We start from the raw sequence: 17,841 nt of genomic DNA on the forward strand, positions 1-17,841 counted from the left end.
CCAGCCACTTTTATTGCCGGTGGCTCGGGTATAACACCTATGCTAGCTATGCTTGATGATTACTTAAGCCAAACTACGCACAAAGTGTCGTTGGTGTATTACGCAAAAGCCACTGAGCATCAATGTGTTGATGAACTGAGTGAGTTAGCAGCGCGTTTTGAGCATTTTTCGTTTTTATTATTAACGCGTGAGCAATCAAGCGATATAACTAGCAATATTAAGCCGTGGGAAAATCCAGACATTTACTGCTGTGGTCCTGCAGCATTTATGCAAACGGTGAGTGATTTTGCTAAAACGCATAAGCTAAATTATTACCAAGAAGCATTTGGTTTAGCGCTACCAAGCTTAAACGACGACAGCCAATTTAACGTAAAAATTAACGCCAGTGCCCATGTTGTATCGGGCAACGATGTTTTATTGACTCAGTTTGAAGAAAAAAAGCTACCCGTTAAACGCGGTTGCGGTATTGGTATTTGTCATCAATGCCAATGTATTAAAAAGTCAGGCGTGGTACGTAATTTAAAAACAGGTGAATTGAGTGACAACGGCGAGCAGCTAATACAACTTTGCGTAAGCCAACCTGTTAGTGATTTGGAGTTACAATTATGAAAAACATTAACTATGACATGCTCGCAAGCGAGTTAGATGCCATTAAAATGGACACCCTTGGCAAAGTAGGTCAACAAGATGCTGACTACATTCGCTCTGTTGTGCGCAAACAGCGAGTATGTGAATGGAGCGGGCGAATTTTGCTTATGCTTGGTTTTATTCAGCCACTATTGTGGGTTGCAGGCGTGCTGCTATTAGCGCTTGCTAAAATTTTAGACAATATGGAAATTGGTCACAATGTAATGCACGGTCAATACGACTGGATGAACGACAAGCAACTTAACTCACAGCATTATGAGTGGGACATAGCGTGCGATGGACAAAGTTGGCACCGTATTCATAATTTTGAGCACCATACTTATACTAATATTATTGGTAAAGACCGTGATTTTGGCTATGGGTTATTACGCCTGAGCGACGATTTTAATTGGCGTTTAAAAAATGTATGGCAGTTTATTACATACATTAATTTAAGTGTGCTATTTCAGTGGGGCGTGTCGTATCACGAATTGGCTGCAGAGCGTGTTTTTATTGGTAAAAAGAAAGAAAACCGCGAAGGGCTTGTATCGCACTCAACACTAAAACATCGTTTTTTTAGTAAAGGCGCTCGCCAGTTAATTAAAGATTATGCGATATTCCCGTTACTTGCAGGCCCATTATTTTTATGGGTATTAGCGGGTAATTTAGTGGCAAACTTAATCCGTAATTTATGGACATCAACCATCATATTTTGTGGGCACTTTACCGAAGAAACGCAAACATTTAAACAAGAAGACTGCGTAAACGAAACCCAAGGGCAGTGGTATTACCGCCAAGTATTGGGCTCGTCTAATATTAACGGGCCGCATTGGTTTCATGTTTTGACAGGGCATTTAAGTTGCCAAATAGAGCATCATTTATTTCCTGATATGCCGTCTTCGCGCTATCAAGAAGTAGCGCCTCAAGTACAAGCTGTTTTAAAAAAACACGGTGTTGATTACCATACGGGTGGTTTTTTTAGGCAGTATACGTCGGTGTTAAAACGTATTATTAAATATTCGTTTAAATAAATATGTTTTAATTAACGAATGAAAAAATCGGTCTGTGTAGCTGCACAGACCGATTTTTTTGTTTATAGCACCCAATGCGGTTGATTTGTAAACAGCACTTGCAAAAAATTCTCTTAGTTAATTAAAAAAGCCTTACTTTAGCTATGGTTAAATGGCGGGTGATTGTCATACAATGGAGGAAAATAGACCACACAAGAGAGATTAAAATGGCCGCATTTGGTACCGTGTTTATGCCGCAGATGATTCAAGCTCGTTTTTCTGATAATAAATGGAGCGAAAGCTCGATTGTCCCTTCCGATAAACTTGAACTTCATGCTGGTGCACACGTTCTTCATTATTCAAGTACATGTTTTGAAGGCTTAAAAGCCTTTCGCCATGAAGATGGTTCTGTTTATCTTTTTAGAATGGATGCAAACATTGCACGCATGCAACAAAGCTCAGCGCTATTAAGCTTACCGAGTTTTGATGGCGATATGCTAAAAACGATGATTATCGATATTATGCGTGAATACGCAGATGAAACGCCATTACCACCGGGCTCTATGTATATTCGCCCAACTCATATTGGTACTGAGGCGGCAATTGGTAAAGCAGCTGCGCCATCAATGAGCTCGCTTTTATATACGTTACTATCGCCAGTGGGTGATTACTTTGCAGGTGGTGCAACTGCACTACGCGTACTACTTGAAGAAGATGGTATGCGCTGCGCTCCGCACATGGGTATGGTAAAAAGTGGTGGTAACTACGCCAGTGCTTTAGCGCCTATTAGTGCTGCACGTATAAAGTACCAAGCAGATCAAATTTTGTTTTGCCCAGGTGGCGACGTACAAGAAACCGGTGCTGCTAACTTTATACTCATTGACGGCAACGAGATTATTACTAAAGCACTCGATAGCACCTTTTTACACGGTGTTACACGCAGTAGTGTTTTAACCATAGCCAAAGATTTAGGTATGACGGTAAGCGAGCGTAACTTTAGCGTTACTGAGCTACTAGAACGTGCAGCAAAACCAGGTACTGAAGCGGCGCTTTCGGGCACTGCTGCGGTACTTACTGCGGTAGGTACGTTTATTCATAACGATAAAGAATATAAAGTAGGTACTGGTGAACCTGGTCCTACTACAGCACGTTTACGCCAAGCATTGAACGATATTCAATGGGGTAAAAGTGAAGACAAACACGGTTGGTTAACTAAAATTTAATCGCCTTAATAATCCGATATTGGTTTTCTAATATCGGATTTTTTATGTAACACATTCGTGTTTAGAGCGGTTGTTTAGTTTTTCAATTAAGGCAGAAGTATGTTATTGGTTTTCGTCATACTGATCATTTGCTCTGTATTCAACACCTAATAAATATTAATCCATGTGCGAAATCTCAGTTTTACTTTTGGTTCGGCAAATAGGGAAGCTGCAGGTTTATTTACTCCAATATGTATTTTAAATAGGCGTTTATTTTATTGTTACTACCTACTTTATTGTTATCGATAATAAATATAAAAGGCCGCTACAAAAGCAAAAGTGAATTAACTTTTAGCGATAGCAGGTGGTGGTATAGGCAATAAAATTTGTTTAGGTATTGGCGGTGACTATTTTGGGAAAGTCTTTTTTAGAATAAAGACGGTGAAGCATGCTTTGAAGGTGAGGTGGATTTGAATAACGTTGAGTTATTTACAAGCTCATTTGATCTGTTTTTATTATCTTTGGCCCAGCCTGTAATATGTAAACCAAATAGTCTATAAATTCTCATTAATTAATCGGTTTCAAAACTAAATAGTTGCTTATGATTACTTTGCTCTGGTTTTAGTTATAGAGCTCATTAAAGCCGGTTTTTCTAACTTTGAATATATTTACACTGTGTAGGAATATCTGCATGGTTGTTAGTCATGCAGATATTTTAATCAATGATTAAAACTTCATTTCTATTTTGCCGTACACGTAGCGTCCGTTAAATCCGTATGGCGAGAAGCTAGAATAAGCAAATAAGCGTGAGAACGTACTTACTTCGTCAACATTCTCGCGGGTTGCGTCAGGATAAACATCAAAAATGTTATTAGCACCTAAGCTCAGCGATACGTTTTCACTAAGCGAGTAGGCGACATCTAAGTCAGTGATCCATTTAGGCTTGAGTACTTCGTTAAGTTCTGGTGTTTCTGAAGGGTCTTGTGTTTCACCGTAGCGCGTTGTTCTGAGTGTTGTGCGCCACTGGTCCATATTCCATGTTGCACTTAGGTTGTACTTGTTGCGTGGGGTGCTTACTTCAAAACGACGAAGTTCGTTACCAGAGAATAAGTTGTCTTGATCAAACCCAGCACCTTGCAACTCTGCAGGGGCATCAATTATATCGGTAACTTCATTTTTACCGTAGTTGTAACCTAAATTAAAGGCAACATCGCCATAACCGTCGGTTGCTAGGTTGTACGATGCTACAACATCAACACCGCGCGTTTTACTGTCAATTGCGTTTAAGAAAAAACGCCCTTGATTAGCACCTGTACCTTCAAGTAATTGCTCAATTGCAGCACCTGATAAGTTGTTTGATAGCACGATTCGGTCATCAATTAATATTTGGTAATAATCAACGGATAAGCTGAAGTTAAAGTCGGTAGACCATGTAAACCCAACGCCGTAGTTTGTTGCTTCCTCAGCATCAAGACCAGGTGAGCCAAGCGCTTTTGCTACATCACTACCTGGCGCAAAAGTACCTGTTTCGGTTGGTTCGCCATCAACAAATACAGTGGCTACTGAGGTGAAAAATTGCTGTTGTAACGACGGTGCTCTAAAGCCCGTTGAGGCCGATGCACGAATTGCTAGGTCTTCAGTTAACGCGTAACGAGTGGCAATTTTACCATTAAGCGTATCGCCAAAGTCTGAGTAATCCTCATAACGAGCGGCAACGGTTAGGTTCCAATCATCGGTTAGGTAAGTTTCAAGATCGATGTAAAAGCTTACGTTGTGGCGGCTGTTATCACCTTCGGATTCTGGCGTAAACCCAGGGAATACTTGTGATCCGGCTGCACCAAATGGACCATCAACAGGGTCGGTTACTGCACCACCTGGACCAAACGTACCTTGTGCGTATGAGGCTTCTTCGCCTGCATCTATTTGGTAACCTTCGCGGCGGTACTCAGCACCTACCGCTACGTTTACAGAGCTTTCTAAAAAGCTTACGTCTACTTCACGGCTCAAATCAACGTTTAAAGTAAGTTGGTCGTACGTCAGTGTGCCTGCATCAAATGTAGTTTGGCTAGTAGGTCCGAATGAAGTATTTAAGCTATTAGTAACACCAAACTCAAATGCATCTTGTCCGTACACTGCCGATACATCGTAATTCCATTCGCTTACAAAGCCTTTAACACCAAGAGCGAGTGAAAAATCGTTTATGTCTGAAGTAATAACAGGTAAAAATCCGTCTGGGTAAATTTCTTCTATATTACGGCTATCACTTGCACGGCGATAAAACCCGCCGCCTTCGCCTTCACGTTTGCTGTAAGAGCCAAATGAATATAAGTCGGCATTGTTTGTTAACTGGTATCCGGCGTTATAAAAAACAGAAAGATCTTCAACATCGCCATTACCAAAATTATGGTTATAACGATTTACGGTAAGTTCGCGTGGGTCTAGGGAGCCGTCATCTAAACGCGCGTAGTTTTCGCGTTGGTCGTAGTCTGAGCGATTAGTTGAATGGCGGTCGCGGTATTCTGTTGAGATATTTAAAAAGCCATTTTCGCCAAGTTCAAACCCCATATTACCTTGTAGCGTTAATGTTTGACCATCGGTTAGTGAGCGATCGCTGCCCTCGGTAAATGCCAAATTGCCATCGCTGCCTTCAGATACAGATTTTAGTTCTGGTACTCCATCCATTTCAGTAACGTTAGCGCCGTAGTTTGCTGAAAAAGAGCCACCACTACTGGCACTTTTAAGCACAATATTAATAACGCCAGCTATAGCATCAGAGCCATATTGCGCTGCTGCGCCATCGCGTAACACTTCAATACGAGCAATTGCATTTGCCGGAATCGCGTTTAAATCAACTGATGAAGAACCACGACCCGTTGAGCCATTTAAATTAAGTAATGCATTACTGTGACGGCGTTTACCATTAACAAGTACTAATGTGTGATCGGGGGCTAAACCACGAAGTTGAGCAGGGCGTACGTGGTCACTACCATCTGTAAGGGATGCCTGCGGGAAGTTAAAGCTGGGTAATAGGCTGCTAAGTAGCGCGTTTGTTTCTGTTTGACCTGAATTATTAAGTGCGTCTGCACCTATAATATCTATTGGTACTGCGCTGTCTTCTACTGTGCGACCTAATCGGCGAGAGCCTATTACGCTAATTTGTTCTATGTTTTCTTCTGCTTTAGTGTCTTGTGTTGCAGCGCTTACAGAAAGCGAACCTAGTAGCGCGGCAGATGCGCTCATTGCGAGTAATATTTGTGGCACCGATTGTTGTAATTGAAATAATGGCTTTTTATTCATGTTTTATTTCCCCATACCCGTTGAATTATTTTAGTTTTTGTACAAAAAGGTTATTAATACCAACCCGCAATAATACTTAATCATTTTTAGAGGCTAAACGTGTCGCTACCTGCGTTAAAAAATTCTCATTTACGACTGCATGGATGCAGAGGGTAGAGCAATGCAGGAGCAATTGCCGAGAACAACTAAATAGCGAATTTTTTGCCTAGCTATCAACACGTTTTTCCATCCTCAAAATAGATCACTTAATTAAGCGAATTGGTATAAACGTTTTTGTTACCTTGAACATATACTTAATTAACAAAGTCAGTCAATTGAATAACATTCAATTAATCTAGCTGCTTTTATAATTACATTTGGTCATTTTTTATAATGATCATCGTTTTAGTTATATGAGAGTGATAAATGCTAAGTAATTGATGAATAATGAATTATAGAAGCACTTTAAAATTAACGTTTAATTAACGACTATTGGTGTGATGGAGGGTTGAGTTAATTATCAATGGTGTTCTGTTTTTAGTGGGCTAACAATAAGTAGCTGTTAAGTTATAAATAAAATTTGCGAGAAAGAAATATAAAACCAACCACCAAATGTTAATTTAATTAACATTTGGTGGTTGTTCTACAAATATAATACTGTTTATGAGAATCTATACTTTAAACAACGAAGCAGCTTTGTTTTTATAAGTAATTGGTATAAAAAAATATCGTTAAAATTTAATTTTTCCTACGAGCATATCTTTAAACATAACCCAATCTCCCCACAAACTATAAAAAGGATACTTAAAAGTAGCTGGGCGATTTTTTTCAAAAAAGAAGTGCCCGACCCACGCAAATCCGTATCCAATAACAGGTAAAAGCCATAATAAACTGTATTGTTGTGCTAATAACGTAATTGCAATTACTACAATGACTAACGTGCTGCCTATAAAATGCAAACGACGGCAAGTAACGTTACGGTGCTCTTTTAAATAATAAGGGTAAAAGGCTTTAAAGCTTTTAAATGTAGAGTGTGTACTTTGCATTGTTTGCTCTTTTATCTTTTTAATGAAAATCATGAACTATTAAAGCGTAAGTTTACATTTGTTTACAGCGATAAATGCCGATGAGCTCATCTTAATAGACAAAAGGACTAAAAGTTAATAACTTAGGTGCACTATTAATAACAATTAAGAACGGAACTCATAATGTTTAAGCAAACTTTAGCATGTGCTGTACTACTAGCACTTAGCGGCTGTTCAGAGCCAACTAATATGGCAATTAAAGAAGAAGTAAAAGCACCTATGAAGCAAGTAAATTCAGTTGTATATCCAGAAACTAAAAAAGGTGATGTGGTTGACACTTACTTTGAAGAGGCAGTTAGCGATCCGTATCGTTGGTTAGAAGATGATATGAGTGAAGAAACTGCACAGTGGGTTAAAACTCAAAACGATTTAACGTTTTCTTATTTAGAGCAAATACCTTATCGCGATAAGTTAAAGCAGCGTCTTGAAAAATTAATGAATTACGAAAAAATAGGTCCTCCTTTTACTGAAGGCGATTACACCTATTTTTACAAAAATGATGGGTTGCAAAATCAATATGTTTTATACCGTAGTAAAGATGGCGGCGACGTTGAAGTATTTTTAGATCCAAACAAGTTTAGTGAAGATGGTACGACGTCTATGTCGGGTTTATCGTTTTCAAAAGATGGCTCTTTATTAGCGTATCAAATATCGGAAGGCGGCAGTGATTGGCGTAAAATTATAGTTATTGATACAAAAACTAAAGAGCAAGTTGAAGAAGCACTTGTTGATGTTAAATTTAGTGGCATAGATTGGTTAGGTAACGAAGGTTTTTATTATTCAAGCTACGAAAAACCTAAAGGTAGTGAGCTTTCGGCTAAAACAGATCAACATAAAGTGTATTACCATAAGTTAAGCACTGCTCAATCTGCTGACCAAGTTGTATTTGGTGAAACTGATGCGCAAAAACATCGCTATGTTGGCGCTGACGTAACTGATGACGGACATTACTTACTTATTTCAGCAAGTACGTCTACTTCAGGCAATAAGCTGTTTATAAAAGATTTAACAAAAGAAAACAGTGAATTTGTAACGGTTGTTGGAAATACTGATTCAGATACATCGGTTATTGATAACGAAGGCAGTAAACTGTTTTTAGTAACTAATTTAAATGCGCCAAACAAAAAAGTAGTCACGGTTGATGCAAACAACCCAACCCCTGAAAATTGGGTAGATTTAATTGCTGAAACCAAAAACGTACTAAACCTGACTAAAGGTGGCGATACCTTTTTTGCCAACTATATGGTTGATGCGATTTCGCAGGTAAAACAATACAACAAAAAAGGCGAGCTAATTCGCGAAATTAGCTTACCAGGTGTGGGTACTGCAAGCGGTTTTGGTGGTAAAAAAGAGCAAACTACGCTTTATTACTCATTCACTAATTATAAAACACCAGGCACTACGTATACGTTTGATGTAACTACCGGTGAATCGGGTGTTTATCGTAAGTCGGCTATTGATTTTAATAGTGATGATTACACGTCTGAGCAAGTGTTTTACACATCAAAAGACGGTACAAAAATACCGATGGTAATTACCTATAAAACAGGTATTAAGCTTGATGGTTCAAACCCTACTATTTTATACGGTTACGGTGGTTTTAATATTAGTTTAACGCCAAGCTTTAGTCCGGTTAATGCTGTATGGCTTGAGCAGGGCGGGGTATATGCCGTTGCTAATATTCGTGGTGGTGGTGAGTACGGTAAAGACTGGCACAATGCAGGCACTAAATTGCAAAAGCAAAATGTGTTTGATGATTTTATTGCAGCTGCTGAGTATTTAAAAGATAAAAAGTATACATCTAAAAAGCGTTTAGCACTGCGTGGTGGATCTAATGGTGGTTTATTAGTTGGCGCGGTAATGACCCAGCGTCCTGACTTATTTCAGGTGGCTCTTCCTGCTGTAGGCGTACTTGATATGCTACGTTACCATACATTTACTGCGGGCGCTGGCTGGGCATACGACTACGGTACGAGCGAGCAAAGCAAAGAAATGTTTGAATACATTAAAGGCTATTCACCTCTTCATAATGTAAAAGCCGGTGTTGAATATCCAGCCACTATGATCACGACAGGCGATCATGATGACCGTGTTGTCCCTTCGCATTCGTTTAAGTTTGCGGCTGAGCTTCAATCAAAACAAGCGGGTAGTAACCCAACACTTATTCGTATAGAAACAAATGCGGGTCATGGTGCAGGTACACCAACTAGTAAAATTATTGATCAGTACGCTGATATGTTTGGTTTTACACTATATAACATGGGCGTAAAATCTTTATAAAAGTTCCAACTAAATATAAAAGCTAAAAAGGCCGAGTAGATTAAATTTACTCGGCCTTTTTAATAATGCTCAGTTTTATATTACTTACGTCTATTGGTATTACTACTGCATAGGTGAAAACAATCGTTGGTACGTTTTATAAGCGTATTCGTCGGTCATTCCGCTTAAGTAATCGCAAATTATACGCATGCCTTGGTTTTGCTTTTCGGCTTCTATGTATTGCGCTTGTGTTGTTTCGGGCAATAAACGCAGCGGATCGCTAGCAAACGCGGTAAATAACTCTATTAGTAAGTTTTGACCTTTAAACTCTATTTGCTGCATTTCGGGGTCGCGTATTAAACGCTGAAACACAAAATGCTTAAGTATTTGCAATACACTGTCGTATTGGGCATCTAATTTAGCGGTGTACTTTAAAATAGGGCATTCAAAGGCATCGTTTTGAATATCTAAATGTATGTGAATAATAAAGGTATTAACCAGCTCACCTATGGCGTCTTTTCGCTCGTAGTCATTTTTTGAAAACAAACGCTGGGTGAGCGACTCAAGCATGGTGTTTAACCAGTCAAAATTAAGTGCTTTTAAATGAGGCAGAGCATGCGTTTGCCAATCGTCTAACGTAAGCACATGCGTTGCAATTGCATCTTCTAAGTCATGTACGGCATATGCTATGTCATCGGCATGTTCCATAATGGCGCTATCGAGGGATTTATATGTTGTTTTAGCACGGTATTTATCTATTTCAGCATGGTTACCAAGTAATGTTTTATCGTTTTGACTCAGTGGTTCTACTATCCAATTGAATATGGCTGCATCGTCATTGTATAAGCCCTTGGCTGGTCGCCAATCATCTGCTTTTATAAATGCACGACCTGTTGTTGTATCGGGAATGGTATGCCAAAGCGTGTTTATAAATGCAGGATATTTTATAAAGCCTAATAAAGTACGACGAGTAAGGTTCATCCCATGACCGTTGCTGTAGGGCTCAAGCTTTGCAACTATACGCAGTGTTTGCGCGTTGCCTTCAAAGCCACCATGATCGCGCATCATGTAATTTAGCGCTATTTCACCACCATGACCAAAGGGCGGATGACCAATATCGTGTGCTAAACACAGTGTTTCTAGCAGTCCGGTTGATGGAAAGTGCGTAAAATCGCTATGTTGCGCTTTTAAATGGCGCAGTATGCCGGTGCCAATTTGCGATACTTCTAAAGAGTGAGTAAGGCGAGTACGGTAAAAATCGTTCAAACCAATGCCCATAATTTGGGTTTTGGCTTGTAATCGCCTAAATGCAGCAGCGTGAATAATACGAGAGCGATCAACCTGCCAAGGTGAGCGGTTGTCGTTAGGTCTATGTTTGTGCTGTTCTATTATTCGGCTTTGCCATTGTTTATCCATACTGCTCACTCAGAAATAATTAGTTACGCTAGCAGTATACCCATGCACTTATAAATTGCGAATTTAGGTTATTCGCGTTTACAAAGTGGCTTAGGTATAATGGGACTTCGTATGCTTGTGTATTGACCATGCATAACTAGGGCGTGTTGATCTTTGCGGATTAAATTTGTTCAATCTAGAGGCGGTCTAATTGCCCTTAGGAAGAGCCCGTTGGGCAGCGCATGTTTGGCATTTATGCTGCGTTATCGCCTATTTATGGGGAATAACCACACTGCATAGGCTCTGCCTTGCCTAAATGCTAAACATACTGCTGCAAACTTAATCACAAAAAGTCAACACGCCCTAATATTTAAAGAGAGAATACATGCTAAAAACCATTTTTAAGTTTTTGTTAACCATATTTTTTATATGGGCACTTGCGTATCCATTTATGCAAAGTGATGACGTAGATACAGATGGACAAACTACCTCTGAATCTAAAAAAATAAAGAAAATAGAAAAACCATTACATAACGTTAAGCTACCTAAGTTTTCAGAATTTACTGATGTAAAAGAAAAAAAACATGCCTTTTTTAATTTTATTCGTCCGCATGTTGAAGCCGAAAATAAAAAAATATTACAGCAACGCGCAAAACTAGAAATTGCACGTATGATGCTACAAAACGATTTGTCGCTTGAGAATAAACAAAGCAAAGACATTGTTAAAATTTTAAAATCGTACGACTTACCAACCACGCTTGATACGCTAACACTTACGCAAGCACTGCGTCGTGTTGATATTATTCCTAAAGAATTAGCACTTATGCAAGCTGCGAACGAATCGGCTTGGGGTACATCGCGTTTTGCACGCATTGGTCTTAACTTTTTTGGTCAGTGGTGTTATTCAAAAGGCTGTGGCATGGTTCCAAAGCGCCGTAATACTGGTGCTGCGCACGAAGTTGCTGCGTTTAAATCGGTAAGAGCTGCTATAAACGCTTATTTTAAAAATATAAACACGCACCCAGCATATAAAGATCTACGTGCTATTCGTGAAAACTTACGCTTAGAACAAAAACCAATTGTAGCCACTGAGCTTACGCATGGTTTATTGTCATACTCTGAGCGCGGCGAAGCGTATATAGAAGAGCTAAATACCATGATTAACCAAAATAGAGCTTACTTTGATGAATAAACGCATTTTAAATTACACCAACGTTACGGCATTGGTATTACTAAGCATTACAGCATTTAACGTAAATGCGAGAGAGTTTGTAATGTCGTATGATGGTTTTTACGACCGCTTAAAAATTGTTAATAAGGGCGATTTTCAATACGCGCGTGTTAATTTTTATATAAGCGATATTGGTACAAATGAATCGTGTGCGATTAAAAGTGGCACTATTTTAACTGAGAATAACGAGTATCCGCTTAACTTTACCGATAAAGCGCAGCTGTTATTACCGTTTGATAAGCAACTTGATACCGATAAAGCGGTTATTGTGGTGCAGCCACAAAATCCAGATCACGATTGCCAATTAAAACTTCAAATAGAAGCAAACGAACTTGAAGGGCTCACACTTTCAAAGCAATCTTTGTATACTATTAACGACGAGTTAGATGAATTATTAACTGATTTATCGGGCTTTTTTGTTAGCAAGTTAATGTGGTTTTTATTACCAGAGCAAAAGGGCGTTGCAGTTACATTTAAAAGCCCAATGCAGTTTGATGATAAAAGCATAACGTGCGAAAAGTCAGTATGTTACTTTGCAGTTGAAGATAACTGGGAAGATGATAATGCGGCACTTGGCGATATATCGCAAGTTATTAAAGTAACACCTTGGATTGTTAAGTAGCTAGAGTTGCGGTTAAATAAGAATGTGTAATTGCCACATAAAAAGCGACATTTAGCTAGGTTGTTAGGAAACTGAGAGATTGATATTCTCTCAGTTTTTTATATGTATTATTTTTATTTTTTTCATCTGCTATATGATCAGATTCAAGCTAGGTGCAAAACCAATTTTATAAGTTTAAATGCTTTTAACTACAACTATTGTCCCAAAACTTAGTGTGCTTAATTTCTACTTGGTCAAAAAGGTTTATTTGATTATCGTTATCATCAAAAGATCTAATAAATGCAGAAAACCCATCTGTTTCAGCAGATTTTGTTTCAGGAGTTATCCAAGCTCTATATTTGATTGAACCACTGCCATCTTTAAGTTCACTCAATGGTAAACCCCTTAAGCCTTTCCCACCTTCTGAGTTAATCCAAAAAGAATAATCAACAGTACCATCTTCTTTTTTTGCATAACCACTATTCACATCTTTATGACTAATCCCAAGTTCGCTTATTTCTTTGGGGCTATTTTTTACATTTTCATAAAAAACGTCATAAATAATCTCATTACAAGATTCATCATAAATAGCAATTTTACTGATATATGCTGCTTCTTTCGCTTTATCTGCTGTTTGTTCCCAAATTGTTACTGACTTTTCACCAGAATCAAAATATTGAAAACTAAAAATAGATATACCAATTATTAACAAGACAATAATTGTTACTAGATTTTTATTATTTTTATTATTTATTTTTGACTTCATAATATTATTTATCACATTTGTTATATTTAAAATTTAACGAAAAAGCTTTCAAACAAATATAGTGCGTTTTACAAGAAAATCATACTTTTATAGATAACATAACGTGTTGAAAAAATAGATTGAAATTATCCTTTGATATTATACTCGTTTAAAATTTGGCTGGTTTTTTATTCTATACTTTAACATTCAATTGGATGTAACAAGTGGTGCTGATGAATCACGCTGCATTAAAGTGGGTTCAAAAAACCGATTTATAACGAGGTTTTTATTTTGATACACGTCTTTAAGAACTAATTTAGCAGCCATCTCACCCATTTTAGCGACAGGGTTATCTATTGTTGTAAGGGTAGGATAGAGGTAGTTTGCAAAAATAACGTTATCAAACCCAACAATAGATAAATCGTTTGGTAAGTTATACCCATGCTCTCTGGCATATTTCATAGCACCAGAGGCCATTTCGTCGTTGGCGCAAACAAGTGCAGTAAAGTTAATTTTGCTATCTATAAAATGTTTTAAGCCTTTGCTGCCACCGGTTTCGTTAAAGTCGCCTATATAATAAAGCGCAGGCTCAAATTTAACATCAGCCTCAGCAAGTGCTTGTTTATGACCTTCTAGCCGGTTAAATGCATCGGCTTTAAATTGCGGACCTGCAATATAGGCTATTTGATTATGCCCTTGGTCTAATATCGATTTAGTTGCAAGGTAGCCACCTAGTTGGTTATCTAGGCTTATGCAATTTTCTTTAAGTGGTTCTACGTAACGGCTCATTAGATAAACAGGTGTAGAGCCTTCGCTAAGCTTTATTAAATATTCGTCTGACACGGCTTCTACGTGCAAAATAATAGCGTCGCAACGTCGGCTAATTAAAAACTCAATACCTTCTTTTTCTTTGTCTTCTTCACTGTGACCGGTGGTAATAATAACGTGTTTTCCAGCAGCGCGAAGCTCAGACTCAATACCAGCCATCATTTGAGCAAAGAACGGGCCGTGTAACTCAGACACTAATATACCAACACTATTGGTGCAGTTAGATGCTAAAGATTGGGCTATCGAATTAGGTTTGTAACCAAGCTGCTCCATTGCATCAAGTACTTTTTGTTTAGTTTTGTCGCTCACACGGGTATTTTTGTTCATCACACGTGAAACGGTGGCTAATGATACGCCAGCAAGTTCTGATACTTGATAAATAGTTGCCATGTTATTTGTTCACTCGCTTATCCTTACTTCTTCAGCTAAATCATACCTTAGAGTGAATACCCAAACCACCTCAAGATGTAAGTTTCAGTTGTATTTAAAAGTGATTTAGGCAAGGCATTGATCGCAAATAATAGTGGTTCTATTGTTAAAATCAATAACGCAGTATAAATCGCTTTTAAACCAACCCTGAGTTCTGCATTTTGAGCTGGTTTGGGTATATACCTTAACTAGTTGTTAGTTTAGATTGGATATTTTCGACAACCTGATTTGTCAGTGTATATTTTTTCATTATGTAAGCTACAAATAATGATCCAAAAGCAGGTAACACAGTAAATGAAAGCAAAATACCGTGTTGGGTATCGAGTGTTTGTACAGTATCGGCTTNCCGCCCACAGCCACACCCATTTTAATAAAGAATATGACGCCAGAATAAACCAAACCAGTAATACGCACGCCTGTTTGTTGGTGACCATAATCTATTGTGTCGGCCATTTTAGCCCACAGCAGAGGTGTTGCCATGTCTAAAAAGAATTTCCACAAAATAAATGCAGTAAACGCGAGTACTAATTGATCACTGTTAATAAAGTAACTAAAACCGCAAATAACAGCGGCAATAAGTTGTAAACTTATATAGGCTTTTATTTTACAAAAGCGCTTGGCAAGTGGTTGAGCTAAGGCGCAACCAACCATGCTTGCCGCCACACCTAGAGTCATAAATAAGGTTACTAGATCGTCTCGACCTAAATAATATTTTACGTAATAAACAGCAAGGGTCAGCCTTAATACTTGCCCAGTGAGCAAAAAGAATGCGGCTAAGCAAAGGGTTCGCCATTGATCGTTTTTTATTAATGTTTTTACACTTTTAGCAAAAGGGATGTTTTGCTCTTTTGGCTGTTGAATTCGCTCTTTTGTGCCTAAAAAACAAAGTAAAAATAATACAAAGCCTAAAATACTCATTGCGGTCATTGTGTATTGGTAGCCTTTGGCAGCATCGCCTTGACCAAAATATTCAACCATTGGCATTGTACAACCGGCAACAATTACGCCGCCTAACATTCCAAATACAAAACGATATGATTGAATTGTAACGCGCTCTTTTATATCTGCAGTTAGTACTCCGCCTAATGCGCAATAAGGAATGTTTATAGCGGTGTAGACAACCATGAGCAAAGTGTAGGTAGTAAAGGCATAAATTATTTTATCAGTGCCTTCTAAATCAGGTGTAGTAAACGCTAAAATACTAATAATGGCAAAAGGGAGGGCAAGCCAGAGTAAGTAGGGGCGAAAATGACCCCAGCGTGTATGCGTTTTATCAGCAAGGTTTCCCATTAGTGGGTCAGTCACGGCATCAAAAACACGCACAGCTAAAAACATTGTACCTACCACTGCAGGCGATAAGCCCACTACATCGGTGTAGTACAGCATTAAAAACATCATTACTGTTTGAAAAATAATATTACTGGCGGTGTCGCCTAAGCCATACGCTATTTTTTCTTTTACACTGACCATGATTGTTTTATCCCGCTTTATGTTTATTTTAGTTGCGTTGTGAGATGTTTATATCTTTGTTAAAACTGATAACGCTGTATAAATCACTTTTAAACCAAACCTATGGGCGTTTCACAGGGAATTACTTCCCTTGTTGTTCCTTTTAAAGGTTGCTACTTTGTAAAGTAACGCCTTATGCTAAGCCACTGTTAAACCTTTAATTATGCATATAGAGGCAGGCTTGGGTATATTAATTATCTGTTAGAGATAAGTGCTTTGTAAGCAAGTCCACTTTTTTTAATAGTACGTTGCTGTGTTTTATAATCTACATACACAATACCAAAGCGCTTTAAGTAACCTTCTGCCCATTCAAAGTTGTCCATTAAGCTCCAAGCAAAGTAACCATGTATTGTAACACCTTGTTCAACCGCATTATGAACCGCATTTAAGTGATCATTATAATAATTTAAACGGTCTAAGTCGTTAACTTCGCCATTATTATATGTATCGGGCATTGCCGCGCCATTCTCTGTTATATAAATAGGCGGTAGGGTGTAGGTTTTATTTAGCGATACAAGTAAGTCGGTGAATGATTGCGGATAAATTTCCCATCCCATATCTGTTAATGGACCTGTAGGTGCAATTGGTTCATAAATATCAGTAGGGTGCGCTTTATAAACTTGGCGGGTGTAAAAGTTTATACCTAGATAATCAATAGATTGAGAAATTAATTCCATGTCGCCTTCGTGAATGTCGGGCTGGTGGCTTAATGGTAATTGATTAATTATATTTGGGTATTGACCGTCAATTATTGGTTTGATGTACCATTGGTTAAGATAGTCGTCTGCAAATGCAGTGGCTTTTAAGTCTTCATCACTTTGGGTAAGGCTGTAACACGGTGTAAAATTAAGCACTATGCCATTTAAGGTATTAGGAGAGTTTTGTTTTAGCACTGTCATGGCAAGTCCGTGCGCTAATAATAAGTGGTGCGCGGCTTTACGACCGTATTCTTTTCCTATTTTACCTGGCGCATGAATACCAATTTCGTAACCTAAAAAGGCACTGCAAAATGGTTCATTTAACGTGGCATACGAATGCACGCGTTCTCCAAATGCTTTTGTGATTAAATTTACGTAATGCTCAAAAGCATAAGCAGTTTGTCTGTTAAGCCAACCACCTTCATCTTCCAAGTACTGCGGTAAATCCCAGTGGTACAAAGTAACAAAAGCTTTAATATTGCGACGTTTTAGCTCATCTAAAATATCGGTATAAAATTTAACGCCTACAGGATTTAATTGACCGTTTTGGGTCATAACACGTGGCCAAGAAATAGAAAGCCTATAAGCATCTACGCCTAGCGACTCTATAATATTAATATCATCACGCCAGAGGTTATAGTGATCGCACGCTGTGTGCCCATCTGAGCTATCAACTATTTTATTAGGGGTATCGCAAAATGTATCCCAAATACATGGAAGGCGATCGTCTGATCCCCCTTCAATTTGAAAAGAAGCCGTAGCCACACCATACACAAAGTTTTTAGATAATAGCGGTGAATGTGGTGGTAGTGATAATTTTGTCATTAATAACAAACCTTTTGAGAGTTATTTACAGAGAATTTACCTCTGTATTTATACTTAATTACTGATATATGTGCTGAGTAAAAATAAAAAGTGTTGAAATATTCAGCTTGTTCGTATTTAA

12 protein-coding genes and 1 pseudogene are annotated in these 17,841 nt (G+C 38.3%); 6 read left to right on the forward strand and 7 right to left on the reverse strand.

The window, feature by feature from the left end; genetic code table 11:
- The 3 genes from L647_RS0104150 to L647_RS0104160 all read left to right on the forward strand — a co-directional run.
- The coding region (locus L647_RS0104150) for an iron-sulfur cluster-binding domain-containing protein (protein WP_024610066.1) at positions 1-609 on the forward strand (609 nt) is incomplete at its 5' end.
- Positions 606-1,658, forward strand: coding sequence for an acyl-CoA desaturase (locus L647_RS0104155; RefSeq protein ID WP_024610067.1), 1,053 nt, complete (start codon positions 606-608; stop codon positions 1,656-1,658). The genes L647_RS0104150 and L647_RS0104155, both read left to right, overlap by 4 nt.
- A 143-nt stretch (positions 1,659-1,801) precedes the next feature.
- Positions 1,802-2,860 carry a branched-chain amino acid aminotransferase gene (locus L647_RS0104160; protein ID WP_275451922.1) on the forward strand — a complete coding sequence of 353 codons (1,059 nt, stop codon included), beginning with the start codon at positions 1,802-1,804 and terminating at the stop codon, positions 2,858-2,860.
- Between the two features lie 705 nt (positions 2,861-3,565).
- Here L647_RS0104160 and L647_RS0104165 read toward each other — a convergent pair.
- A complete protein-coding gene (locus tag L647_RS0104165) occupies positions 3,566-6,136 on the reverse strand; it encodes a TonB-dependent receptor (RefSeq protein ID WP_024610069.1) in 2,571 nt (856 codons plus the stop codon).
- 710 nt (positions 6,137-6,846) lie between these two features.
- Complete coding sequence (locus L647_RS0104170) at positions 6,847-7,161, reverse strand: DUF962 domain-containing protein (RefSeq protein ID WP_024610070.1); 315 nt, start codon at positions 7,159-7,161, stop codon at positions 6,847-6,849.
- 162 nt (positions 7,162-7,323) lie between these two features.
- Here L647_RS0104170 and L647_RS0104175 point away from each other — a divergent pair, with 162 nt between their 5' ends.
- A complete protein-coding gene (locus tag L647_RS0104175) occupies positions 7,324-9,480 on the forward strand; it encodes a prolyl oligopeptidase family serine peptidase (RefSeq protein ID WP_024610071.1) in 2,157 nt (718 codons plus the stop codon).
- Positions 9,481-9,582: 102 nt separating this feature from the next.
- Here L647_RS0104175 and L647_RS0104180 read toward each other — a convergent pair whose 3' ends face one another.
- A complete protein-coding gene (locus L647_RS0104180) occupies positions 9,583-10,875 on the reverse strand; it encodes an anti-phage deoxyguanosine triphosphatase (RefSeq protein ID WP_024610072.1) in 1,293 nt (430 codons plus the stop codon).
- Between the two features lie 364 nt (positions 10,876-11,239).
- Here L647_RS0104180 and L647_RS0104185 point away from each other — a divergent pair, with 364 nt between their 5' ends.
- Together L647_RS0104185 and L647_RS0104190 are read left to right on the forward strand one after the other, a co-directional pair.
- Entirely contained in the window at positions 11,240-12,046 is an 807-nt protein-coding gene (locus tag L647_RS0104185) for a glucosaminidase domain-containing protein (protein ID WP_024610073.1), read from the forward strand.
- Entirely contained in the window at positions 12,039-12,707 is a 669-nt protein-coding gene (locus L647_RS0104190; protein WP_024610074.1) for a DUF2987 domain-containing protein, read from the forward strand. Before L647_RS0104185 ends, L647_RS0104190 begins: the two co-directional genes overlap by 8 nt.
- A 184-nt stretch (positions 12,708-12,891) precedes the next feature.
- Here L647_RS0104190 and L647_RS0104195 read toward each other — a convergent pair whose 3' ends face one another.
- The 4 genes and pseudogenes from L647_RS0104195 to L647_RS0104210 form a co-directional block, all read right to left on the reverse strand.
- Positions 12,892-13,452 (reverse strand): hypothetical protein, encoded by a 561-nt coding sequence (locus L647_RS0104195; RefSeq protein WP_139015422.1) that lies wholly within the window; start codon positions 13,450-13,452, stop codon positions 12,892-12,894.
- A gap of 186 nt (positions 13,453-13,638) precedes the next feature.
- Positions 13,639-14,649, reverse strand: coding sequence for a LacI family DNA-binding transcriptional regulator (locus tag L647_RS0104200; RefSeq protein ID WP_024610076.1), 1,011 nt, complete (start codon positions 14,647-14,649; stop codon positions 13,639-13,641).
- Positions 14,650-14,872: 223 nt separating this feature from the next.
- A pseudogene (locus tag L647_RS01000000123640) lies at positions 14,873-16,158 on the reverse strand (glycoside-pentoside-hexuronide (GPH):cation symporter).
- A 233-nt stretch (positions 16,159-16,391) separates the two neighbouring features.
- Complete coding sequence (locus L647_RS0104210; RefSeq protein WP_024610077.1) at positions 16,392-17,720, reverse strand: GH1 family beta-glucosidase; 1,329 nt, start codon at positions 17,718-17,720, stop codon at positions 16,392-16,394.
- Positions 17,721-17,841: the final 121 nt, after the last annotated feature.

Source organism: Pseudoalteromonas sp. TB64, from assembly GCF_000498095.1.
Lineage (GTDB): Bacteria > Pseudomonadota > Gammaproteobacteria > Enterobacterales > Alteromonadaceae > Pseudoalteromonas.

What these genes read in the sequence shown, in the direction of transcription:
- L647_RS0104210 (WP_024610077.1), bottom strand. Translation starts at nt 17,720, where the DNA reads ATGACAAAATTATCACTACCACCACATTCACCGCTATTATCTAAAAAC.
- L647_RS0104185 (WP_024610073.1), top strand. Translation starts at nt 11,240, where the DNA reads ATGCTAAAAACCATTTTTAAGTTTTTGTTAACCATATTTTTTATATGG.
- L647_RS0104160 (WP_275451922.1), top strand. Translation starts at nt 1,802, where the DNA reads ATGGTTAAATGGCGGGTGATTGTCATACAATGGAGGAAAATAGACCAC.
- L647_RS0104155 (WP_024610067.1), top strand. Translation starts at nt 606, where the DNA reads ATGAAAAACATTAACTATGACATGCTCGCAAGCGAGTTAGATGCCATT.
- L647_RS0104165 (WP_024610069.1), bottom strand. Translation starts at nt 6,136, where the DNA reads ATGAATAAAAAGCCATTATTTCAATTACAACAATCGGTGCCACAAATA.
- L647_RS0104170 (WP_024610070.1), bottom strand. Translation starts at nt 7,161, where the DNA reads ATGCAAAGTACACACTCTACATTTAAAAGCTTTAAAGCCTTTTACCCT.
- L647_RS0104195 (WP_139015422.1), bottom strand. Translation starts at nt 13,452, where the DNA reads ATGAAGTCAAAAATAAATAATAAAAATAATAAAAATCTAGTAACAATT.
- L647_RS0104175 (WP_024610071.1), top strand. Translation starts at nt 7,324, where the DNA reads ATGTTTAAGCAAACTTTAGCATGTGCTGTACTACTAGCACTTAGCGGC.
- L647_RS0104190 (WP_024610074.1), top strand. Translation starts at nt 12,039, where the DNA reads ATGAATAAACGCATTTTAAATTACACCAACGTTACGGCATTGGTATTA.
- L647_RS0104200 (WP_024610076.1), bottom strand. Translation starts at nt 14,649, where the DNA reads ATGGCAACTATTTATCAAGTATCAGAACTTGCTGGCGTATCATTAGCC.
- L647_RS0104180 (WP_024610072.1), bottom strand. Translation starts at nt 10,875, where the DNA reads ATGGATAAACAATGGCAAAGCCGAATAATAGAACAGCACAAACATAGA.